Here is a 20,851-nt window from a genome sequence, read left to right on the forward strand (position 1 = left end):
CAGCATCGTCCTTTCCACGTCGTGAGGTGCCGCGAGACGGTCGAATAACTCGCGCTCCTTTGGATCGATCGCGAGCTTTCCAATTCGCTCATGAAAAAACCCGGCCGAAACGGCCGGGCTTTCTTTTTGTCGAAGCGCGAAGTCGCGAACGGATTAGTGCGAAGCCGGGTTGAACTTCGCGACCAGGCCTTCGTAGGGCTTGAAGGTCTGCTTGGCGAGATCGGTGTAGAGGCCGGCGATCTTCTGCGATTCCGCGACGAAGGTCTCGTAGGACGAGCGCGCGTATTCGGTCTGCGCTTCGATCGCCTTGTCCAGCGACTTCACGCCGGAAAGCTTTTCGACGAACGACTTGGTGTCTTCGAATGACTTCTTGGCGTAGTCGCCATAGGCGGTCGCGATCGCCTGAACGCCGCTCTGCAGGTTGCTCGCGGAGGCGGCAACCGTCTCGAGATGTTCTTTGCCGTAGTTCTGAATGTCTTCAACTTTGACCATCATGGAGTCCTTTCCCAGACTGCAGGTGCAAACCGATTGCCGGGAGGCCCGGCTCCCTGACACCCTCCATATATGTGCACTGCACAATAAAGTCAAGGAATATTGTGCGTCGCACAAATACGGCCAATTAGCGGAAAAGACCGGGGTCCTACGCAACGCTTAATTAATCTTTTGGAAACCCGCCCGGCCTAACCTCAATCTTGGACTTGTTCGTCTTCCGACAGACAGCCTGAAAGCTGTGTGTGAACAGCATCTTAGCTAGAACAACGACCTGATCGGCCGCCCCAGCCGCGTGTAGTGGCCGGATCGGCACCTCGAGCGGGAGAAACTCAGCGGCTGGTGGGCACAATTTCGCCTCACGGGCCGGTGATCAAGACAGAAATTGGGACGGGGAAGTAAATGCTTCGTACAACCTTGGCTTCCTCGCGCGCTTTGCGCGTGTGCGCCCTCGGACTCATCACCTTCACAACCGCGATCCTGATCTCGAGCGAGAGCGCCGAAGCGCGCCGCTACAAGCAACGTCGCCACCATGTCGTGCGGGAAAGCTACAGCCCGCAATTCTCCTCGATCATCGTCGACGGCAATTCCGGTGCGGTGCTCTCCTCCAACAATCCCGACGGTATCCGGCGCCCGGCATCGCTGACCAAGATCATGACGCTCTATCTGCTGTTCGAGCGGCTGGAATCCGGCAAGATGAAGCTCGACACCGAAATGGACGTGTCCGAGCACGCCTCCGAGCAGGCTCCCACCAAGCTCGGCCTGAAGCCCGGCCAGACGCTGAAGGTCGAGGACGCCATCAAGGGTCTCGTGACGCGCTCCGCCAACGACGCGGCCGTCGTGGTCGCCGAAGCCATTGCTGGCGATGAAGCCGAATTCGCCCGGCTGATGACGCGCAAGGCGCGCGCGCTCGGCATGAGCAAGACCACCTATCGCAACGCCTCCGGCCTGCCCAACGACGAGCAACTGACCACCGCGCGCGATCAGGCCACCCTTGGCCGCGCCATCCAGGACCGCTTCCCGCGCTACTACCGCTACTTCGCGACCTCGGTGTTCAACTATCGGGGACAAGCGATCCGCAATCACAATCGCCTGCTCGGCAATGTCGAGGGCGTCGACGGCATCAAGACCGGCTACACCCGCGCCTCCGGCTTCAACCTCGTCAGTTCGATGCGCCGCGGCAACCGCCATCTCATCGGCGTGGTGCTGGGCGGCCGCAGCGGCGGCTCGCGCGATGCCACCATGCGCAACCTGCTGGCCGAGAACCTGGAGAAAGGCGCAACCAAGCGTACCGTCGCTGCGATCAGCGAGCGCAATCCCGCCGACGGCACCGTCGACGTAGCCGAAGCCGACACCACCTCGCGTTCAGCCGAAGCGGCTCAGCCCGCCTTCGCCGCCGAGCCGGGGCTCGCAGCCATGCAAACGACCCGCTCGATTGCGCCGGCCAAGCCGTCGCTGATGGCTGCGGCCGCCGCGGCCCTGCCCCCGCCGCCCGCCAAGGTCGAAGCGAACAAGTTCGAGCAGCAAGCCAGGCCCGAACCCACACCGCTGACCAGCGGTGTGATCCAGACCCAGCAGATATCGGCGATCCCCGGCTCGGCCGAACCGATGAAGCCGGTCAAGGTCAAGACCGTTCAGGTCAAGGCCGGGCCGATGAAGCTGGCATCCGCCGGCCCATCGCAGCCCGCGGCGCCGCCGGTCACCAACGCCATCCCGGCCCGCCCTGAAGTCGCCGAGACCTCCAGCGCCGTCGTCGCAAAAGCCGCGGAGAGCAAGATCGAAGCTGCCAAGGAAGCCCTCCGGGCAGCCATGCCGCAGCAGCCGGCCGGCCACGGCACCGGCAACGGCGTGCTCGGCGTATTGCCCGCTTCCAGCCTGGCGCAGGCTCCCCCGCCGGCCCCGCACGCGCAGACGATGGCCTATGCCGATCCCTCGCCCCGTGCTCAGCCGCAGGCCGCGCAACAGAACGACGCCGTCAAGCCGGCCGCGCCCGCGGTGGTCCGCACCGGCTGGATCGTTCAGGTCGGCGCACTCGAAAGCGAAAGCGAAGCCAAGCAGCGGATCGATCTCGCCCGCACCAAGGCCAGCGCGCTGCTCAGCAAGGCCGATCCCTTTACCGAAACCGTCGTCGCCAAGGACAACCGCACGCTCTACCGCGCCCGCTTCGCCGGTCTCGATCGCGATCAGGCCGAAGCGGTGTGCAAGACCCTCAAGCGCGCCGACATCTCCTGCATGACCGTTCGCAACTGAGCGGGGCGTTTCGCCGAAGTTGACGAAGCCGGCGCCGCAAGCGCCGGCTTCGTTGTTTTCGCAGCACAGTCGCGCGGGCGCTTGCACGATCAGGCCCAATGCTGTCAGCGAAAACTTCTCGTCAAGAATTTACGGTTAAGTTTCCCTGCAAGGAACGATCGACCACGCCGGACAACGGCGGGCGATGTGGGGCGTCAGTCAGAGAATGGCAGGCAGGCAACTCTCGGTTTGTAGCGTCGGTGGCGTGAGCCGGAGTTAGCTAGAGATGCGTGCGAAGAAGAGTATCCTTGGCCTCGTTTACACGGGCAGCGAGGTACGTCGAGCCCCCCTGATCGGGATGCAGTTTCTTCATCAGGGCGCGGTGCGCCCGGCTGATGTCGTCACGCCCCGCCCCCGGCTGCAGGCCAAGGATCTGATAGGCTTCCTCGTCCGTCATTTTTCCGCTCGCCGCCGTGCGGCGCTGCCCCCCTGCCGTATCGCCCTGCGCGTTCTGACGCCAAGCGGGAAACCGGCGGTCAAGATAGCTTTCAAGTAAGGCGACGCTCTCGGCGTCGAACGCCGCCATCATCGCAATCAACTGCGGCAGGTCGAATTCGCCAAGCGAGCGGCCGGCATTCGGCCCGTCCACGATCCGTCCCGACAAGTCGCCGCTGTCATGATCGAGCGTCATCTCGATGAACTGCGAGCGGACGCGCGAGGCCTGTCCTGACGAACGCTGTGCGCCGCCGCCGAAGATCCCGCCGATATTGCTGAAGCCACCGGGGCCGAACGGCGACCAGCCGAGCAGGCCGGCGCCGAAGATGCCGAGCGGAATGGCAACCGCCAGCTCGCCGCGCAGACCGGTGAAGGCTGCGACCGCCAGCGCCACCACGCCGCCCACGATCTTGATCGTGCGCGCAAGCACGACCGGGTTCGCTGCACGAAACATCTGCAGCAGCAAATACAGAACGACAACGGCGACAACGCCGGCAATCAGGGTAGGCATGGCTCTAATATAGCGGCACCGGCGCCGAAAAGCATGCGCCCGGCGCGGCGACAACCAAAGTCGTAATCACTTCATCTGGCCGATAAGCGCGGCGGCGCCTCCGGTGGTCTTCGACAGCCGCAGCAGCGCCTCGCGGCCGCCGGCGGCGTAGGCCGCGGCGGCGCGCAGGAGCTCGCGCAACTGCGCTGCGGCGCCGGGATCGAACTTGCACCATGCCCCGCCGGTGAGCCGCGCAATCTCGCGGAACGCCTGCTCGGCGGTGGGGTCGTGGCCTTCCTGGAACATGAACACGGGCACCTTGAGCAGGCCGAGTTCGCCGGCCTTGGCGCAGAGATCGTCGACCTGCTCCTCCATGGCGTCGCCGACGAACACGACCGCGCGCACGGCGGACGCCACCGCCTCGCGCCGCGCCTCCGACAGCACCTTGCCGATCTGGGTATTGCCGCCCTGGCAGTCGATCTTGCTCATCAGCTTCGCCAGTTGCGCGGAATCGGAGATCCATCCCGTCGCGCGGCATTCGTTGAAGCCGCGGTAATAGATCAGCCTGATGTCGAGGCTGCCGAGTGAACCCGCCTCGCGAAACATGTCGGCCTGCAGCGCGCAGGCCATGTCCCAGGTCGGCTGCCGGCTCATGGTGGCGTCGAGCGCGAACACCAGCCTGCCCCTGGCGCCCGTGCGGTGCGGCGACATCGCGCGCGCCTTCGCCACGAAGGCGGCGATGTCTTCCGATGCCGATGGCTTCTCCGGTAACGGGCCGCCCTTGCGCGCCTCGGCCTTTGCCGAGTCAACCTCGCCTGCCGATTTCGGTTTGATGGGTTCGCCGGCCATGAGCGCTCGCGGATAAGCAGCAAGCTCTATGTGGGATGCGCCTATGGCGGGGTCAATGCGCCGGCTCGTGACGCAGCCGCAAATTCACGGTGGCGGTCGGTCGTCTAGTTCGTAACCGGCTTGTTCTTCGGCGGCGAATTGCTGGCCAACGGGGTTGAGAGCGGCACCGGTCCCGGGCTGCTGCTAAGGATGTCCGGTACCTTGGTCGGCACGGGCTTCAACACGGCACTCTTGTCGGACTCGTCCAGGAACTTGTCGAGCATCTTCTCGATCGAAGACTTGGCCGCGTCGGGCCCAGTATCGCGCATGTCGTTATGCTGGAATCCGGTGTTCACCACCGTGATACCGGCCTGCTCGCACTGTTCGTCATCAGGCACGACGCCAGGGTCCGCCTTGAAATGCGTATCCTGGGAGCGGAACGACAGGATCTTGAACTTGCCGTCGGTCAGGAACGGCACGCGCAGATTGTCCAGCGTCACGACCTTCTTGATCTCGTCGGGAAACTCCTTGGCGAAATACATCGAGATGTCGCCGCCCATGGAGTGGCCGACCATCGTCACCTTTTCATAGTCGGCGTTGGGCTGGACCTTCTTCATTTCGTGAATGGCGAAATGGATGTTGGCCACACCACGCTGAATCTGCGGCAGGCGGCCGACATAGGGTTCACCGACCTTGGTCACCATCGGCGGATCGGTCGGCAGATCGTGCTGCGGGCTGATCGCAAGATAGCCGCGCCAGGCGAACACGTTCGCCAGGAATGAATACTCGGTGTGCTTCACGGTATTGCCGTGATTGAGGATCGCGACCGGCAACTTGATCAAGCCGGCATTGGCCTGCATTTCCTTGTCGCGGCGGACGGCGATGTTGACCGCCACCAGGCGGTCGTCACGGTCGCGATCGTGGAATGCGATCGTCTCATGCCGGATCGCCCATTTGCTCGCGGTAAAATACGCGACCGCGACCAGCACGGAGAGTGAAAGCAGAACGAGAATTCCACGTTTCATATTCGTCCTCGCGCCCCGCTAAGGGCCAACCCTGTTTGAGACTCTTCGGTCCCTTGTTGATGATATATGTCACGATGGCGTGACATAAAGGCCAAATGTTGTGTACCGAACGCCTGATCATTGTGCGATGCACCTATCCATTGTGCAGCCGCTCAATTCCCACAAATTTGACCCGCTTTTCCTTACGTTGCCTCCCATCAAGCTTTGGTTCGAGGGTTGGATAAAAGTCTAGTGAAAACGCGGAAAGATAGGGATTGTTCCTGAAACGGAACCCGATACCTCCGCAGGTGTATAAGTACCGGTAATTCGCAGAGTGTCTTAGACCGTTGCGTAGCCAACGAACTTCAGGCCGGGTCGTTATGGGCCTGGAAGCTTCAATACTCCAGTTTGAGCCGGCTCTCTTGGGATGGGTCAAGGATTTCAGTCCTGTCGCGACGCCGCTGACGTCATGGGCTTCCCACCCAGGCTGTGCCCGCCGCTTGGCGGCGGATGGTGCTGTGCTGATGGGCGGCGTCGGGATGCTCATGCCGGTGGCGGCGGCCCGTTCAGGATGACGGTCATCCAGCCGCGATAGGCCAAGCCGGCCGTCGATGGCGGTCAGGCGCTGAGGATGTCGCCAATGATGTCGTGGACTTCGAGCGGCTTGTCGACCTGGGTGAACCATTCGGCGCGGTTGGCGGCGCGGCGGCGGCCGCGCTCGTCGAGCGGCAGCTTGAGCTGGCGCAACAGGCTGGTCACCTCCTCGCGCGCCGTGACATGGCCCATGCTGGGCCGGGTGCCGAGCGTGGCCTCGTCGATGTCGTCGAGGGCCGTCAGTCCGCGCGGGAAGAATTCGCGGTAGACCACCCGCTCGGCAAACCCGTCGATGGAACGGAAGCCGAGCCGCATCGAGAGGTCCTTCAGGCTGTCGGCGACGAGCTGCTTGTTCCGCGAGCCGATCATCGACAGGCGATTGCGCACCACGATCCAGTCGGTGCTGGCGCCGTCGAGTTGCCGGCGCTTGCGCCTGGTGTCACGGACCATTTCCGCATAGTGGCTCTCGCCGGTCACCGAATAAGTGGCGGGATCGACGGTGCCGAGCACGTCGAAATCGAGGAAGCTGTCGTTGATCGGGGTCACCAGCGTGTCGGCCATCGAATGCGCCAGCCGCATCAAATAGGAGTCCGAACCCGGCGTATCGATGACGATGAAGTCGAAGGCGCGCTCGACCGTGCCGACCGCCTCGGCGAACTGCTGGAACTCGGAGTTTTCATTGTCGGCGATCTGCATCGTCTCGCCGAGCTTGATGCAGTAATGCACGGGGATTTCGAGATCGAGACCGGTGCGGCGCGCCCACGCGCTCCGGTTGGCGATGTAGCGGGTGAAACTCTTCTGGCGGCAGTCGAGGTCGATGGTGGCGACGCGCTGCCCGGCCTTCATCAGGGCAACAGCGATGTGCAGGGCGGTGGTTGATTTTCCGGAACCGCCCTTCTCATTGCCGAGCACGACGACATGCGCCGACCCGAATTGTCCCTGGCTCGCCTGAAGCAACATGACTCAACCCCCGCACGATATCTTCAAATCACGCACGACTGCCCGTCAAGTGAAATGCGCGACGACGCATTCAAATCAGTCGCGGTGTGTCTTTAATCATGAATCCCGATGGTGCGGATTTCGTTCCGGTGCCGCGATCAGTCCAGAAACTTTTCAACCGGCGGGCGCGCGCGTCCGACTTTGGCGTTGAACTGCCGCAGCCTTGCCATTCCCGAGTAACCTTGGCGGCAAAGCTCTGGCCTTATAAGGTCGGCGCGCCCGCCAAACGGCGTGGAGCCGCCAGCCCCTCACCCCGTTCACAAGCAGCAAGAGATCTAGGCCCGATGTCGCGAAGTCCCATGGTCGTCCGTACCGTTCCTGCATTGCGCCGCGCCGTCGAGGCGTTGCGTGCCCGCAAGGCCGCCGTCGCGCTGGTGCCGACCATGGGTGCGCTCCATGACGGGCATGTGTCGCTGGTGCGGCTCGCCAGGCAACGCGCCCAGAAGGTCGTCGTCTCGATCTTCGTCAACCCGACTCAGTTCGCGCCGTCAGAAGATTTCGGCTCGTACCCGCGCACCTGGAAAGCTGACCTCGCCAGGCTGACCGCAGAGAAGGTCGACCTGATCTGGAATCCGGACGTCAAGGCGATGTACCCGGAGGGCTTCGCCACCAGGATTGTGCCGGAAGGTCCGGCTACCGCGGGCCTCGAGGATCGTTTCCGGCCGCATTTCTTCGGCGGCGTCGCCACCGTGGTCGGCAAGCTGTTCACCCAATGCCGGCCTGATGTCGCGATCTTCGGCGAGAAGGATTTTCAGCAATTGCGGGTGGTGACCCAGATGGCCGCCGATCTCGACCTCGGCGTCAAGGTGATCGGCTCGCGCACCGTGCGCGAGCGCGACGGGCTCGCGATGTCCTCGCGCAACGTCTACCTGTCGGCGGAGGAACGGCAGACCGCGCCGACGCTCCATCGCGCCATGAAGGAAAGCGCCAAGCGGCTGAAGGCCGGCGAGGATTTCGAGACCGCGATGGCAGCCGGCCGCGACCTGATCACCGCCGCCGGTTTCGCGCTGGACTATTTCGAGGCCCGGCACGCTGCAACGCTGGCGCCGATTGCGTCGGTCAAGGAAGGACCGGTGCGGATCCTCGTCGCCGCAAAACTCGGCAAGACACGCCTGATTGATAACATCGGGGTGTAAGCCGAGGGCCGACCGGCTCAGAGCAGCCCCAGATCGCGCAATTCGCGACGCATCGGTTCCGGCATCGCGGCCACGCTGGCGGCGGAGGATTTGGTGAGGTCCGGGGGTGCAGCGTCCTCGGTCAGATAGCGCCAGCCCTGGAACGGGCGCATCGGCCGCGGCGAGACCGCAAAAACCTTGGGCTGCATCACCAGGCGGCACCGCCCGATGCCGTCCTTGTCGCGGAACGGCTCGATGGCGATGATCTTTTCGCGGGCGGCGATTTCGCCCTTGATCACCCAGTAGAGTGAGCCGCCGGCGAGGATCTCGCCGTCGCGCTTCGGCGTCATCCGCGTGACGTGGACGTGACGGAGCGGCAAGCCCTTTTTCTTGGCGGTCGCCATGCGTTCGGCAACCCAGCCTTTGAGTTCTTTGACCGACTCGCAGCCAACGGCAAGCTTGATGAGATGAAGCGGCATGATCCCGCCGATGTAGCGGCCCGTGTGCGCTTTGAAAAGATCACTCCCTGTGGAGATCACTGCTCATTGTCGGCAGTCCCCGAACCCGACGGCGCAAGTTGGACCGGTGCCGCTGTGGACGGCCGTTTCGGCGGCGCCGGCGGCTTCTTGGCGGCGGCCAGCGCCGGTGAGGGCGACGCTGACGGTGCCGGCGATGGCGCAGCGGCGGGACGCGGTGCCGCTGGCGGCGCAGCCGCGGCCGGTGGCGACGGCTTCACCGGCGGCTCGGGATTCATGATGCTGACCGGCGGAGTGGAGGCCGAGGTCGGGAATTCGGCATTGGTGGGCTTGCCCGTGGGCATGGACGGCGGCAGCGCCGCCATCATGCCGGCCGCAGTCTGGGTGGGCGCGTTCCACGACGCCGCGTAGCGCATGATCAGGTTTTCGTAGAGTCGCTCTTCCATGTTGGCCGCGATCTGGCGCGTGTCGGTCAGCGAACGGAACGCGCGGCAGGCCGCGGGCGTGCAGCGGTCGCGGATCATCAGCACATAGGCCATCAACCCGTAGCGGTCGCGCTCCACGGCCCGGCGCAGCGCCTGCAAGTCAGAGCCAGCTCCCTTGTTCGCGGTGGCGACATCGCCGAGCGAGGTCAAGAGCGTGATCTGCGAGGCTGCATAGCCCACGGCCGCGGCCACTGACTCGGCCGAACCGAACAGTGTCTTCTCGCACGCCGAGAGAACGGCATCCCCGGCCAGTTCGTCGATACAGGAAAGCTGCGGCAAGGCGGCGGTGGCGGTCGGGACTGGCCGAGGCGCCTCCGCCGACTGAACCGGGCCGGCCGTGCCGACGCTGCGGAAGGTCACGACTCCCCCAATGCCGATCGCAAGCAGCGTGATCAGCGCCAGCACGCCGTTGGCTACGGATCTCTCCGAGCGCAGCAGCGTGATCAGAACAATAATCCCGACAAATCCGGCGGTCGCCAGCGTCAGGTACAATGGAAGGTTCGGCGAGTGCCAGATCTGATCCAGCGAAGCATCCCATGCCCAGTTCATGCGCGGTGTCCCTCAACGCAGCATCAAGCGCGATCGAAAGACGAATGCGTCTTTGTCGCATTCGCTTTTCGGCAGAATGGTTCTGCGAACGGGGCCTTTTGACGGCGGCGGTAATGGAACCCCGTCAGCCGGCTGATTGCACACAACTGTTTCAGGAAATCGCGAGCTGGCTTTCCTTGGCTACCCGTTCGAAAGCTTCGGTCGAGCTTTTGATGCGATACTGACAGTCGTCGCCATCGGTCGGCAGCAGCCTGATCACCTCATAGGTGCCGCTGGCGGCCGGACGGGCAACGTTGCTGGCAGTAAAATAGACAGTCTCTCCAACGGAGTACTTATGCTTCAACGCCCTCTCCATTACGCAAGAACGCCGGCCGCGCTCACGGTCCCGCTAGCTTTCGGCCGACTTGAGAACCCTGCGGCAACCTAGCACAGCCGCCTGCCTAAAAGCCAGCGGCTTCGAGGCATGGCCAATACGCTAATTCGGCATGTTTTTCAGGGCGATAACCGGCAATCCCAAGGGTTCCCCAAGGGAAACCCGCTTCCCGGCATCGAGGCCGCCTTTCCCATTATAGGACAGCGAGCGTCAGATTAATCGAATACCGCAAGCCCCCGGCCCCTACCCACACCCGAAATCAGACCGTCTCGAACCGCTCGATGACAAGCGTTTCGGCAAGGCCGGCGCGGGTCCATTCCTGAAACGCCGGCAGCGACATCATCGCATCGAAATAATGCCGCGCATCGCCCTTCACCTCGATCGCATAGGTACGGAAGCGATGCACCACCGGTGCGAACATCGCGTCCGCGCCGCCGAAGGCGCCGAACAGGAACGGTCCTTCGTTGCCGTAGCGGCGATGGCAATCAGCCCAGATCTCCTGAACGCGCGCCACATTGGCGCGCGCGTCATCAGACAGATCGACGGCGCCGACCGGACGGTGCAGGTTCATGCCGCATTCATTGCGCAACGGCATGAAGCCGGAATGCATCTCCGCCGAAATCGAACGCGCATGCGCCCGGCGGGCGCGGTCGTCCGGCCACAGCATCGCGTGCGGGTATTTCTCGGCGAGATATTCGATGATCGAAAGTGAATCCCACACCGTGAGGTCGCCGTCGATCAGCGCCGGCACCTTGCCCGCCTTCGAAAAGCTGAGGATCCGGTCCTTGTCCGCCTTGTCGTCGGTATAGAGCGGGATGAACACTTCCTCGAACGGGATGTCGTTGGCGCGCAACGCGAGCCACGGCCGCATCGACCATGACGAGTAGTTCTTGTTGCCGATGACCAGTTTCAACATTTGCCGGAAAAATCCTGTTGGGGCCGGCATCTTGCCATAGTGCACCGCACGCGTTCAACCTGTACATCACGATGCCGCAAGCATGATCGGAGATGCCGCCACATGGGCGCCTATTGGGTCGATATCGCCGCCGTCGCCTTCTTCGTCGTCGAATGGCTGGCCTACGGCTTCACGCTCGAGCACACGGCGTACGGCCGCAACAGCCTGTCGGCGCGCATGAATGCCTATCGGGAGGTCTGGGTGCGCAACATGCTCGACCGCGAGGCGCGGATGGTCGACATGCAGATCATGGCCTCGTTGCAGAATGGCACCGCCTTCTTCGCCTCCACCAGCCTGATCGCGATCGGCGGCGGGCTGGCGCTGTTGCGCGCGACCAACGATGCGCTCGCCGTGCTGCGCGAGCTGCCGGTCGACCTCACCCCCTCGCCCGCGCTGTGGGAGATCAAATGCGTCGGGCTGATCCTGATCTTCATCTATGCCTTCTTCAAATTCGCCTGGTCGTATCGCCTGTTCAACTATGTCGCGATCCTGCTCGGCGCGATGCCGCCCTCTTCGCAGCGCGACACTGCGGAAGCGGAAGCCCATGTGATGCGCACGACGCGCCTGTTCGAGGCGGCGGGCCGACATTTCAACCGCGGCCAGCGCGCGTTCTTCTTCGCGCTCGGCTATCTCGGCTGGTTCGTCAGCCCCTGGCTGTTGCTGTTGACGACCGCGCTCGTCGTCGTCGTTACCTGGCGGCGGCAGTTCGCATCAAACGCCTGGCGGGCGATGGGGAGCTAGTGTGGTGTCAAAATTCAGATCGTGGCTCCGGCGAGCAGGAAAGCGGCGCCGAGCGCGAGCAGCGCAAGACCGGGCCAGTTCGACTTGAGATCAAAGCCGCCACCTGGTCTTTCAGGTTCCAGGGTGTCGCCGGGTTGCCCGGCGCGAAGTCGCCTTCTGCCGCTTAGCCGGCCGTGCCAGATCGGCTGAAACACCATCTGCAACACCCCGCCGAAAACAAGAAGCACACCAAGCCATATGAGTGTCATGCTCGTCTCCCGCCAGTGAATGGCCGCGAGCTGCCGCCGGCCGAAGGTCCGACGTCTCTTGGTCGATTATCAACGTCCGGCCGGTGCTCTCGTTTCGCCGATCGAAGTTCCATTTGCCCCCAAGAGAGCGACCTTCGCCTCTCCCGGGGCCGGGATGAGCGCGCGCTAGGAGGCGCTAAAATCCTTCGGCGTAAAGCTGAGGTCGAGCACCTTCCATTCACCGTAGCGATCCGTCGGCAGCATGGCGTAGGGCTGACAGGCCTGCAGCGCGCGGACTGCTTCCTGCATCAGCGACAGGGCCTTCATCGAGGCCTTGCCTTCGATGGGGACCGGGGCGGCGGCGAGCCTGCCGTCCGGCGTCATCAGCACACGCAGCTTGACCTCGACGTTGTCGGCCTCCGACAGCGAGGCCGGCAGCTTCGAGCAGGTCTTGAGGTGCCGCCGGAATTCCGCAATCAGCGAGCTCGCGATTTTGGCGCCCTCGATCGCCGGCCCGTCAAAATCGTCATCGCCCCTGCTGCGCCCGGGCGCGGTGGCCGAGGGCAGCGGCGAAAGATCGGGCGGCAGGCCGAGCAGCACCTGGTACTTGATGGTGACGTCCGGCTCGGGCGGCTTGTAGGACGGCGCTGCCGGCTGTGATTGCGGTGGAGCCGCCGGCTGCACCAGCGCGGCCTGCCGTTGCGGTTGCGGCTGTAGCTGTCCTGACGGCGGCGGCGTGCCGGCAGCGGCGGTCCTGTCCGGCACCAGGGGATCAGGTCTTGGAATTGGCGCAGGTTCGGGCTTGGTCTCGGTGACGGCCTGTTCGGCCGGCTTCGGCTGCTCGAGAATATCCTGCGGCGTCACGATCTCGACCGGGATCTGCTCGGCGGTCACCGTGCCGAACGGATGCACCTCCGAAAAAAGCAGCAGAAGCGTCAGCAGCGACACATGTGCGATCGCCGACGCCGTGATGTCAGAAGGTATGACCCGCCGCAGGTCCATCGGATCGAAACGATGCCAGCTATTCCCCTAATTTCCGCCAGCATAGCGTCGGGCGGCGCCGCCGCTCAATCCCATTTCGGTGCGAAACCGAAATCCGTGAGCCGACCGCTGGCGCTGCCCAGGGCGGAAATCTCCTGCATGTCCTCGTCCGACAACTCGAAATCGAAGATCTCGATATTCTCCGAGAGCCGCTCGAGTTTCGAGGTGCGCGGGATCGCCGCCACGCCCTGCTGCACCAGCCAGCGCAGGCAGATCTGTGCCGCCGTCTTGCGGTAGCGCTCGCCGATCCGCCGCAGCGCGCGGTCGCTCTTGATGCGGCCTTTGGCGACCGGACTATAAGCCACCAGCGCCATGCCGTGACGCGCGCAGGCTTCCCTCACCTTGGTCTGGTCGAGATAGGGGTGATACTCGACCTGGTCGCAGGCCAGCGGCTCCGGGCAGGCGGCCACCGCCTCCTCGATCAGGGCCACCGTGAAATTGGATATGCCGATATGGCGGGCGAGCCCCTGCTGCCTGACGCGTGCCAGCGCGCCCAGCGTTTCCACCAGCGGCACCTGCGGGTTCGGCCAATGCAGCAGCAACAGGTCGACCTCGGTCAGGCGCAGCCGCACCAGGCTCTCCTTGGCGGAGCGCTCCAGATCATGGGGCGCGAAATGCGATGGCCAGATCTTGGTGGTGAGGAAAACCTGATCGCGCTTCACGCCCGCCGCGCGCAGCCCCTCACCGACCTCGCGTTCGTTGTCGTACATCTGCGCGGTGTCGATGTGGCGGTAGCCGAGCCGCAGCGCCTGCTCGACAAGCCGCGTGCAGGTGCGTCCGCGCAATTCCCAGGTGCCCAGCCCGATCGCCGGGATTTTTGCGCCATTGGCTTCGACAAACAGCATTGGTTGTATCCGCGGACCGGCCCCATTATGGGCTGCGGGAAAAGCCGTGCCAACAGATAGCATTTCGAAGCGAAGGGCTTCGCGCAGGAAAACGCGTCAAAATGAAGGACTAGGCGGGCGACGGCTCCGTGGCCAGCGCGGCGAAAACGGTGTCCGGCGAATGCGCGATCACGGCGAGCAACGCCCGCGCCGGTCCCCGCGGCGCACGCTTGCCCTGCTCCCAATTCCGGATGGTTTCGACGGGCACGCCAAGCCTTGCCGCGAATTCGAGCTGGGTCAGTTGGGCACGGCGGCGCAGATCACGCACCGCCGGCAGCGGCGCCGTCTCGTTCGCCCCAGGGACGGCAGGCGCAGTCTCGAGCCCGGGCATCGAAGGCGCGAGCGGGAACTCCTGCCCGTCCCGCAGCTCGACAATCCGTCCGTCCGCTTTAAGCCGCAAGCGCTGCATGTTGACCTCGTGGGCCACCATCATCGGCCAAGCGCCTTAAGGTCCACTTAACGATAAATGCGGCGCTCGCCTGACGCGTTTTCTTCACGCGCGCCGGCAGCCGTTTGAAAACGCTAAGCTACTTCAGCCCGAACCACAGCGTGGCGATGCCGAGAAACGAGAAAAAGCCGACCACGTCGGTGATGGTGGTGACGAAGGTCCCCGACGCCACCGCCGGATCGGCGCGCACCCGTTCCAGCACCATCGGGATCAGGATGCCGCCGAGCGCGCCGGCCACCAGATTGCAGATGATGGCGAGGCCAATCACGATGCCGAGCCCCGGGATCTTGAACCACGCCACCGCGGCGACGCCAGTGATGACGGCAAAGGCGAGCCCGTTGACGAGGCCGACCATCGCCTCGCGCATGACGACGCGGAACGCGTTGTTGGAGCCGAGCTCGCGGGTCGCCAGCGCCCGCACCGCCACCGTCATGGTCTGGGTCGCGGCGTTGCCACCCTGGCTCGCCACGATCGGCGCCAGCACCGCGAGCGCCACCATCTTCTCGAGCTGGCCCTCGAACAGGCCGAGCACCGAGGATGCCAGGAATGCGGTCGCGAGGTTGACCAGCAGCCAGTTGAAGCGGCCGCGCGCAATGGTCCAGACATTGTCGGACAATTCTTCGTCGCTGGTGACGCCGCCGAGCGCCTTCAGGTCCTCGTCGGCCTCTTCCTCGATGACGTCGACGACGTCGTCGATGGTGATGACGCCGACCAGCCGGTTGGTGGTGTCGACGACGGGCGCGGCGACCAGATTGTACTTGCCGAACATCCGCGCGACCTCTTCCTGGTCGTCGAGCACCGAGACGCGGCGGCGGTCCTCCTCGATCAGTTCGGAAAGCTGTACCGGCCGGCGCGCCCGCAGCAGCGTGTCGAGCGGGACCGCGCCCTGCCAGTGCTTGTCGGCATCGACCGCATAGATCTCATAGAACCGGTCGGGCAGATCGGGGGTATCGCGCATGTAGTCGATGGCCTGGCCGACGGTCCAGTCTGGCGGCACCGCGATAAATTCCGACTGCATCCGCCGGCCCGCGGAATTCTCCGGGTAAAGCAGGCTGCGCTCCAGCGGCTCGCGCTCGGCCGGCGGCAATTTTTCAAGGATTTCTTCCTTGTCCTCCTGGTCGAGACCTTCGAGCAGTTGGACTGCGTCGTCGGACTCCAGCTCGCGGACGCCCTCCGCGACCGTCTCCGGCTCGAGTTCCTCGAGGATCTCCTCGCGGACGGCGTCGTCGACCTCGTTGAGCGCCGAGAAGTCGAAATCGGTGCCGGTGATCTCGACGAGGGTGACGCGGTCCTCGGGTTCGAGGGCCGCGATCAAATCGCCGAGATCGGCCTCGTGCAGCTCCGCCACCACCTCGCACAGCAGCGGCCGGTCGGCGGCATGAATGGCGCGCGCGATCTCCTCGACGAATTCGTGGCGGAGCTGCCCCTCCTCATCCCGCATCGGGAGATGGTCGAGCGCCGAGCCTTCCGTGAGCCGCGCTTCGGCGGCTTGGGCAATGTCGATATTCTCGGCCATGCCGCGCCCTCGCCGGTTTGACAGAATGAGAGAAATGTCTGAGCTATCGCCCCGCATTACCCAATCGGCTGCGCCATGCGCAATGCCAAATATCGCCAACCGCAAATGATGCGAAATTTTAGCGCGGCGCTGTGCGCGGCAGTCGCGACATTGATGACCTTCGTTGCAGCGGCGCCGGCTGCCGAATGCCCCCGCAAGGATGCGCTCGGCACCTCGCGCGTCCTTGCGGTGGACGCCACCACCCACCCGCGCGTGGGCCTCAAGAGCTTTCCGCAGACGCTGCCGCTGGGTGACCGCGAGGTGGTGCTGACCTTCGACGACGGGCCATGGCCTGCAACGGACCACAAGATCCTGGCGGCGCTGGCGCAGGAATGCGTGCGCGCCACCTTCTTCCTGATCGGAAGGTCGGCCTCAGCCTATCCCGGATGGGTGCGAAGAATGGCGGCGGAGGGCCACACCGTCGCCCACCACACCTGGAGCCACCGCAATCTGAAATACATGAAGCCGGAGGCGGCCATCGGCGAGATCGACAAGGGTATCGCCGCTGTCGAAGCGGCGCTGCACGGGACGGCCACCACGATCCCGAGCACACCGTTCTTTCGCTTCCCCTATTTTGCAATGTCGCCCGCCACGCTGGAGACCTTGCAAAAGCGCGGCATCGCCGTGTTCGGCGCCGACGTCTGGGCCAGCGACTGGAATCCGATGACGCCGGCGCAGCAGTTGAAACTGCTCACCGAGCGGCTGCAGGTCGCCCGCAAGGGCATCATCCTGCTGCACGATCCGAAGGGGCAGACCGCTGCCATGCTGCCGGCCTTCCTGCGCTATCTCCGCGACAACCATTACCGCGTGGTTCACCTGGTTCCGGCAGATGCCAAAACCGTGTCCGGCAAAGCACAATAGATCACGATCTGTTTGGCCGGCGCGGTTCTTGCGCCCGGATCGGGTGCCAGGGCCAAATTAAGTCTGGAATTCAGATGATTAAGACGGCATTCATGATGCCAGTTGTAAGCCGTTGCGTGCTCTTGGAATGAAGCCGGGGTTCAATGATCGCTAGCGTATTTGGGGAGCTGCGGTGGTCGTGGACCGCCTTGTGCGTGGGCCTCGTAACCTCTGTCGCCGCACAGGCTGCGTCGGCCGCCGATTGCCCGGGCCATCCCGACGCCATCGGCACGTCGCGCACCATCGTGGTCGATCCGCGCGCCTACCCCATCATCGGCACCATGCAATATGGCAAGACCCTGCCGCTGCAGGACCGTGAGGTCGTGCTGACCTTCGATGATGGCCCGCTGCCGAAATACAGCAACCTGATCCTCGACATTCTGGCCGCGCATTGCGCGAAGGCGACCTTCTTCATGGTCGGGAGCCAGGCCAGCGCCAATCCGGCAGGCGTGCGCAAGGTACGCGATGCCGGCCACACGGTGGCAACCCACACCCAGAACCATCCAGGCGGCATGGACCGTCTGCCGTTCGACCGCTCCAAACAAGAGATCGAACAAGGCATCGCATCGGTGACCGCGGCGCTCGGCGACGGCACCGCGCCGGCGCCGTTCCTGCGCATTCCCGGCTTGCGCCGCACCGACGAGATCGAGGCATACGCCGCTTCCAAGGGGCTTCAGCTCTGGAGCGCCGATTTCCCGGCCGACGACTGGCGCGACGTCTCTGCCAGTCGCGTATATGAGCTTGCGATGCAGCGGCTGGAGCGAAAGGGCAAAGGCATCCTGCTGCTGCACGACATTCAGCCGCGCACGGTCACGGCGCTGCCGAGAATCCTGCACGAAATGAAGGTGCGCGGCTATCGCATCGTCCATGTCGTGCCGGCGACGCCAGGGCGGCCGGCGACGCCGACCGAGCCGCAGCAATGGCTGCTGCATCCGCCGTCCGAGACGGTGGCGATTTCGCGCTGGCCGAAGGTTCCGAAGTTCGCTGCGGCCGGCCCGGCCGCGCTTCCTGTCCCGGCCTTGTCCGATCTTGACTGGCGCAATCCGGATGCCGCGACGCGTGCACAGCGGCGCGGACGCGCTGTACCCTTGCCGCTGATAGCGCTGTGGCCACGGCAGATTGCCTTGCCGCCGAGCGGCGTGCTGGCCGCGCTGCCGGTGCCGGCCGCGAGCGTTTTCAGGATTCCGGATCCGTTGATGCTGACCTCGCCCGGGCGCCGCATCGACACGGCCAATGCCCGTGCCACCGAAGTCTCCGCCAAGCTGGCCGGCAAGTCGCGCCGGCCGCAGACATCAGCCACCCAGACCGCTCCAAAGCCCGAGGGTGCCGGTGCAGCCCCCAAGCCGACGGATTCAAGAAAGAACGGGCGCTCGGTCCGGGTGGCCGGCTTGAAGAAGCGCTGATCGGCCGGTTCTGATCGAATGGATCAGGACCGTGCTCCGATCATTTGTCTTGATGCATTTTCCTGACGCCTGCTCTTCGTTCAGCTGCCGATCAAGCCGACTCAGTTCGTCACGATCTTGGCGAGGCAGAGCAGGATGACGATGGCGAGAAATAGCAGGTCGATATAGGCCTTTATCTCGCCGGCATGGCGGAGCCCGCTGACCTCGGAGATGACCTGCTTGCGCGTCGACGTCGAGTTAGGCCCCTCGCCCAGCGCCGCCACCAGACGGCGCGCCTCCAGCTCCAGCCGCTCGATGCGCTGGAAGAAGTGAAACGAGCGCAGCGCGGACGCCGCATGCATGCCGGCATAGACCAGCACGAGAACCGCGACGACCACGCGATGCTGATATTTTTCGAGGAAGTTCAGAGCGAGATAGACCAGCGCCAGGAACACGAAGTTGGAGAGGAATCGATAGGCATAGCTCAGAAACAGCATGGAGATGCTCCGGGTGGTCTCACGTAGCGCGAACTCTTGGAAGCGCCGAACTGCGGCAGGCGCGCGGATCCGGAATCACCGGCCGGCGGGCTGGCGCACTCTACGCGAACGGTGCGACGGTAGGGCATCCAACCCGCCCCCGCCTCCAAAGGAATTGCGCGCCGTGTCATTGTGGACACGCACGGGCCTCGCTGCGGATTGCATGAGGCCAGCGTCACAACTCTTGATACGGATACGGTTCTGCCAATCAGGGGCTACGGCTACCGCAGCGGCACTCGGCGACTGCCTGACGTCACAAAAGAGAACCCGCCATTTGCGACGGGTGCAGGTCTAGGGAGGACTACAAACTAAGCTGATTCGCGGCGCGGACGTGTACCGCAATTCACACACGCTATTGGAAACTGATGGCCCCCCGTCGGGACGGCAAATCTGATCGATGTTTTTGATATCTCACGGCGGCTACAATTTGCCGTCGATCATCTTGAGCTTGACGGTCTCGCAGGTCTTGCGCACCTGCTCGGTAAAGATCGAGCATTCCTCGATGCGCTTGAAAATCTTCTTGGCTTCCTCGCGGTACGACGTTGCGGTATCGCGCATGAAGGCAATGGCATTATGCACTTCAGCGGTCATTGCCTCGCATCGCTTCGCCGCGTTGATCAGCTCGGCGCCCATTGCTTCGATTTCCTTTGCGGCGGCTTCATAGTCGCGGACCACGGCTTCGGCCGAGAGCGCGCCGACGCGCGTAACGCCCTCTTCATGCTCGACGTAGTCAGGCATCGGTCCTGATGGAGCCGCCCTGATCGCGGGATGGCTCCCTACGACATCTTCCTCAAGCTTGGCTAAGTCCAGCGGCGCAGTTCTGTGTAGTCGTTCGACACTCGCCATCGGTCATTCTCCATAACTCAATGAACAACCCCCAACGCGTGAGCATAGCGACCGATTCGTGGCGGAAACCTGAATCAAAGAAAGCAACTAAAAGGCGAACGTGTGAATGCGCGAGCCATGACGTCGTGCCGGAGCGTCTCTGTTCACGCAAAGCCATCCCGCCTCTCGCATGACCAGGCAGTCGCCCTCGGCAATGCGCGCGGCCCACGCTTAAGGGGCGATTAAGAGTTTTGCTTCATTGATTGAGGCTCCAGCGCAACATCCTTCAAAGCCGCAAGAATTGCGGGGCCGCACTCAACCTCTTTCAGGAGGATCGATTGAGGACGCTTTTTGTTTGCGCAGTGACTACGATCCTGGTCGGCTGCAGTAGCCAACAACCACCCCAGCCATCATGCGTTGGACTGAACCCGCTGGCCTGCCTGACCGCGGTTCATGTGCCAATTGAGCCTGAAGCGCCTGACAGCGATGTTGCCGCAATCAGACCGGTGCCAGCCGTCGCCTCGCGCGGCGATACGCCGCCGCGATCCCATGCGCATCATGAAGTCCGTCGGACACCGAGGCCAATCAAGGTCGCGGCGAAAGCGGCTTCTCGCATTCCGATACCGCTTCCTTCTCCGCAAACAAGCCAGCAGACGACGGGCAACGCCATTGCCGCACAAGCGACACCAGCAAGTGCCACCGATCCGCACTCAACGACCGACGTTCCGCAGACCAGAACGACGGAAGAGCAGGTGGCGGCTGCCTCTGCGGTTGCGGAGGGAATGACGGTCCCGACGCTGGATGCGTCGCTGGACTCTCTCGTGGCCGTCCTCGTGGCTGATACGAACGTCAAGTCGGTCTCCGACCTCACAGGCAAGACCATTGCGATCGACGATCGATATTCGGAGTCGTCGATCGGCCGTGTCAGAACTGCGATGGTGGCGGCCGGCGCGCCCGATATTCAACTGAGCAAAGGTCAGGCCACGGCGATCAATCGGCTGGTCAGCAAGGAAGTCCCGGCTGCGGTCGTCGGGTTAGTCTCTGCCAGCGCCGCGGATAGTTTTCCTGAGATCGCGCGGTTCAGGACCTTTCGAGTCCCGCTCAAACCTCGATCAAGTCAGGCCAAGCCGTGACATATCTGCCCCTCGGAGATTCAATAGCCCGCGACGGGATGCGGGCGGAGCCAAAAACCCAACAAGAACAAGGCTGATCTCCGGGGGGCTCGGCGGGA

22 protein-coding genes are annotated in these 20,851 nt (G+C 63.9%); 6 read left to right on the top strand and 16 right to left on the bottom strand.

What is annotated here, in order from left to right; all coding sequences use genetic code 11:
* Positions 1-153: 153 nt before the first annotated feature.
* On the bottom strand, positions 154-492 hold the full coding sequence (locus LMTR21_RS23600; RefSeq protein WP_065752932.1) for a phasin family protein: 339 nt from the start codon (positions 490-492) through the stop codon (positions 154-156).
* Between the two features lie 399 nt (positions 493-891).
* On the opposite strand from LMTR21_RS23600, the gene LMTR21_RS23605 reads away from it, so the two are divergent.
* Entirely contained in the window at positions 892-2,739 is a 1,848-nt protein-coding gene (locus LMTR21_RS23605; RefSeq protein ID WP_148635998.1) for a serine hydrolase, read from the top strand.
* Between the two features lie 259 nt (positions 2,740-2,998).
* On the opposite strand, the gene LMTR21_RS23610 is transcribed toward LMTR21_RS23605, so the two are convergent.
* The 4 genes from LMTR21_RS23610 to LMTR21_RS23625 all read right to left on the bottom strand — a co-directional run bounded on the left by LMTR21_RS23610 (position 2,999) and on the right by LMTR21_RS23625 (position 7,089).
* Positions 2,999-3,724 (bottom strand): DnaJ domain-containing protein, encoded by a 726-nt coding sequence (locus tag LMTR21_RS23610; RefSeq protein ID WP_065752879.1) that lies wholly within the window; start codon positions 3,722-3,724, stop codon positions 2,999-3,001.
* A gap of 66 nt (positions 3,725-3,790) precedes the next feature.
* The gene (locus LMTR21_RS23615) at positions 3,791-4,552 is read right to left on the bottom strand and encodes a hypothetical protein (RefSeq protein WP_065752878.1); all 762 of its coding nucleotides are present in this window, start codon (positions 4,550-4,552) and stop codon (positions 3,791-3,793) included.
* A gap of 104 nt (positions 4,553-4,656) precedes the next feature.
* Positions 4,657-5,556, bottom strand: a complete 900-nt coding sequence (locus tag LMTR21_RS23620) for an alpha/beta fold hydrolase (RefSeq protein WP_065752877.1) — start codon at positions 5,554-5,556, stop codon at positions 4,657-4,659.
* A gap of 597 nt (positions 5,557-6,153) precedes the next feature.
* Positions 6,154-7,089 (bottom strand): division plane positioning ATPase MipZ, encoded by a 936-nt coding sequence (locus LMTR21_RS23625; protein WP_065752876.1) that lies wholly within the window; start codon positions 7,087-7,089, stop codon positions 6,154-6,156.
* Positions 7,090-7,412: 323 nt separating this feature from the next.
* Here LMTR21_RS23625 and panC point away from each other — a divergent pair, with 323 nt between their 5' ends.
* Positions 7,413-8,264 (top strand): pantoate--beta-alanine ligase, encoded by an 852-nt coding sequence (panC, locus tag LMTR21_RS23630; protein ID WP_065752875.1) that lies wholly within the window; start codon positions 7,413-7,415, stop codon positions 8,262-8,264.
* Between the two features lie 17 nt (positions 8,265-8,281).
* On the opposite strand, the gene LMTR21_RS23635 is transcribed toward panC, so the two are convergent.
* From LMTR21_RS23635 to LMTR21_RS23650, 4 genes are all read right to left on the bottom strand, one after another.
* The gene (locus LMTR21_RS23635; protein ID WP_057856784.1) at positions 8,282-8,722 is read right to left on the bottom strand and encodes a DUF1489 family protein; all 441 of its coding nucleotides are present in this window, start codon (positions 8,720-8,722) and stop codon (positions 8,282-8,284) included.
* 56 nt (positions 8,723-8,778) lie between these two features.
* Entirely contained in the window at positions 8,779-9,753 is a 975-nt protein-coding gene (locus LMTR21_RS23640; RefSeq protein WP_065752874.1) for a hypothetical protein, read from the bottom strand.
* Positions 9,754-9,904: 151 nt separating this feature from the next.
* Entirely contained in the window at positions 9,905-10,108 is a 204-nt protein-coding gene (locus LMTR21_RS23645) for a hypothetical protein (protein ID WP_108517906.1), read from the bottom strand.
* 277 nt (positions 10,109-10,385) lie between these two features.
* A complete protein-coding gene (locus LMTR21_RS23650; RefSeq protein ID WP_065752873.1) occupies positions 10,386-11,042 on the bottom strand; it encodes a glutathione S-transferase family protein in 657 nt (218 codons plus the stop codon).
* Between the two features lie 102 nt (positions 11,043-11,144).
* Here LMTR21_RS23650 and LMTR21_RS23655 point away from each other — a divergent pair, with 102 nt between their 5' ends.
* Positions 11,145-11,822 carry a DUF599 domain-containing protein gene (locus LMTR21_RS23655; protein ID WP_065752872.1) on the top strand — a complete coding sequence of 226 codons (678 nt, stop codon included), beginning with the start codon at positions 11,145-11,147 and terminating at the stop codon, positions 11,820-11,822.
* 14 nt (positions 11,823-11,836) lie between these two features.
* Here the strand turns inward: LMTR21_RS23655 and LMTR21_RS23660 are convergent, their stop codons facing one another.
* The 5 genes from LMTR21_RS23660 to mgtE all read right to left on the bottom strand — a co-directional run bounded on the left by LMTR21_RS23660 (position 11,837) and on the right by mgtE (position 15,938).
* Complete coding sequence (locus LMTR21_RS23660; RefSeq protein WP_065752871.1) at positions 11,837-12,070, bottom strand: hypothetical protein; 234 nt, start codon at positions 12,068-12,070, stop codon at positions 11,837-11,839.
* 165 nt (positions 12,071-12,235) lie between these two features.
* Positions 12,236-13,051, bottom strand: a complete 816-nt coding sequence (locus tag LMTR21_RS23665) for a hypothetical protein (RefSeq protein WP_065752870.1) — start codon at positions 13,049-13,051, stop codon at positions 12,236-12,238.
* A 65-nt stretch (positions 13,052-13,116) separates the two neighbouring features.
* On the bottom strand, positions 13,117-13,935 hold the full coding sequence (locus LMTR21_RS23670) for an aldo/keto reductase (RefSeq protein ID WP_065752869.1): 819 nt from the start codon (positions 13,933-13,935) through the stop codon (positions 13,117-13,119).
* Positions 13,936-14,044: 109 nt separating this feature from the next.
* The gene (locus LMTR21_RS23675) at positions 14,045-14,383 is read right to left on the bottom strand and encodes a helix-turn-helix domain-containing protein (RefSeq protein WP_065752931.1); all 339 of its coding nucleotides are present in this window, start codon (positions 14,381-14,383) and stop codon (positions 14,045-14,047) included.
* A gap of 118 nt (positions 14,384-14,501) precedes the next feature.
* Complete coding sequence (mgtE, locus tag LMTR21_RS23680) at positions 14,502-15,938, bottom strand: magnesium transporter (protein WP_065752868.1); 1,437 nt, start codon at positions 15,936-15,938, stop codon at positions 14,502-14,504.
* A gap of 153 nt (positions 15,939-16,091) precedes the next feature.
* On the opposite strand from mgtE, the gene LMTR21_RS23685 reads away from it, so the two are divergent.
* Both LMTR21_RS23685 and LMTR21_RS23690 read left to right on the top strand, forming a co-directional pair.
* Positions 16,092-16,838, top strand: coding sequence for a polysaccharide deacetylase family protein (locus LMTR21_RS23685; protein ID WP_065752930.1), 747 nt, complete (start codon positions 16,092-16,094; stop codon positions 16,836-16,838).
* Between the two features lie 194 nt (positions 16,839-17,032).
* Positions 17,033-18,280, top strand: coding sequence for a polysaccharide deacetylase family protein (locus LMTR21_RS23690; RefSeq protein WP_430642465.1), 1,248 nt, complete (start codon positions 17,033-17,035; stop codon positions 18,278-18,280).
* A 101-nt stretch (positions 18,281-18,381) separates the two neighbouring features.
* On the opposite strand, the gene LMTR21_RS23695 is transcribed toward LMTR21_RS23690, so the two are convergent.
* Entirely contained in the window at positions 18,382-18,756 is a 375-nt protein-coding gene (locus LMTR21_RS23695) for a hypothetical protein (protein WP_065752866.1), read from the bottom strand.
* A gap of 459 nt (positions 18,757-19,215) precedes the next feature.
* Positions 19,216-19,533, bottom strand: coding sequence for a hypothetical protein (locus LMTR21_RS23700; RefSeq protein WP_187399166.1), 318 nt, complete (start codon positions 19,531-19,533; stop codon positions 19,216-19,218).
* Positions 19,534-19,883: 350 nt separating this feature from the next.
* Here LMTR21_RS23700 and LMTR21_RS40975 point away from each other — a divergent pair, with 350 nt between their 5' ends.
* Complete coding sequence (locus LMTR21_RS40975) at positions 19,884-20,753, top strand: hypothetical protein (protein WP_246174047.1); 870 nt, start codon at positions 19,884-19,886, stop codon at positions 20,751-20,753.
* The last annotated feature ends 98 nt before the right edge of the window (positions 20,754-20,851 follow it).

The sequence above is a fragment of the Bradyrhizobium paxllaeri genome (genome assembly GCF_001693515.2).
Classification (GTDB): Bacteria; Pseudomonadota; Alphaproteobacteria; order Rhizobiales; family Xanthobacteraceae; genus Bradyrhizobium; species Bradyrhizobium paxllaeri.

Bases quoted from the DNA above. Each gene is read 5' to 3' on its own strand.
- LMTR21_RS23685 (WP_065752930.1), top strand. From the start codon at position 16,092: ATGACCTTCGTTGCAGCGGCGCCGGCTGCCGAATGCCCCCGCAAGGAT.
- LMTR21_RS23600 (WP_065752932.1), bottom strand. From the start codon at position 492: ATGGTCAAAGTTGAAGACATTCAGAACTACGGCAAAGAACATCTCGAG.
- LMTR21_RS23695 (WP_065752866.1), bottom strand. From the start codon at position 18,756: ATGCTGTTTCTGAGCTATGCCTATCGATTCCTCTCCAACTTCGTGTTC.
- LMTR21_RS23645 (WP_108517906.1), bottom strand. From the start codon at position 10,108: ATGGAGAGGGCGTTGAAGCATAAGTACTCCGTTGGAGAGACTGTCTAT.
- LMTR21_RS23605 (WP_148635998.1), top strand. From the start codon at position 892: ATGCTTCGTACAACCTTGGCTTCCTCGCGCGCTTTGCGCGTGTGCGCC.
- LMTR21_RS23610 (WP_065752879.1), bottom strand. From the start codon at position 3,724: ATGCCTACCCTGATTGCCGGCGTTGTCGCCGTTGTCGTTCTGTATTTG.
- LMTR21_RS23650 (WP_065752873.1), bottom strand. From the start codon at position 11,042: ATGTTGAAACTGGTCATCGGCAACAAGAACTACTCGTCATGGTCGATG.
- mgtE (WP_065752868.1), bottom strand. From the start codon at position 15,938: ATGGCCGAGAATATCGACATTGCCCAAGCCGCCGAAGCGCGGCTCACG.
- LMTR21_RS23620 (WP_065752877.1), bottom strand. From the start codon at position 5,556: ATGAAACGTGGAATTCTCGTTCTGCTTTCACTCTCCGTGCTGGTCGCG.
- LMTR21_RS23640 (WP_065752874.1), bottom strand. From the start codon at position 9,753: ATGAACTGGGCATGGGATGCTTCGCTGGATCAGATCTGGCACTCGCCG.
- LMTR21_RS23660 (WP_065752871.1), bottom strand. From the start codon at position 12,070: ATGACACTCATATGGCTTGGTGTGCTTCTTGTTTTCGGCGGGGTGTTG.
- LMTR21_RS23700 (WP_187399166.1), bottom strand. From the start codon at position 19,533: ATGCCTGACTACGTCGAGCATGAAGAGGGCGTTACGCGCGTCGGCGCG.
- LMTR21_RS23625 (WP_065752876.1), bottom strand. From the start codon at position 7,089: ATGTTGCTTCAGGCGAGCCAGGGACAATTCGGGTCGGCGCATGTCGTC.
- LMTR21_RS23675 (WP_065752931.1), bottom strand. From the start codon at position 14,383: ATGCAGCGCTTGCGGCTTAAAGCGGACGGACGGATTGTCGAGCTGCGG.
- LMTR21_RS23615 (WP_065752878.1), bottom strand. From the start codon at position 4,552: ATGGCCGGCGAACCCATCAAACCGAAATCGGCAGGCGAGGTTGACTCG.
- LMTR21_RS23670 (WP_065752869.1), bottom strand. From the start codon at position 13,935: ATGCTGTTTGTCGAAGCCAATGGCGCAAAAATCCCGGCGATCGGGCTG.
- LMTR21_RS23665 (WP_065752870.1), bottom strand. From the start codon at position 13,051: ATGGACCTGCGGCGGGTCATACCTTCTGACATCACGGCGTCGGCGATC.
- LMTR21_RS23655 (WP_065752872.1), top strand. From the start codon at position 11,145: ATGGGCGCCTATTGGGTCGATATCGCCGCCGTCGCCTTCTTCGTCGTC.
- LMTR21_RS23635 (WP_057856784.1), bottom strand. From the start codon at position 8,722: ATGCCGCTTCATCTCATCAAGCTTGCCGTTGGCTGCGAGTCGGTCAAA.
- panC (WP_065752875.1), top strand. From the start codon at position 7,413: ATGTCGCGAAGTCCCATGGTCGTCCGTACCGTTCCTGCATTGCGCCGC.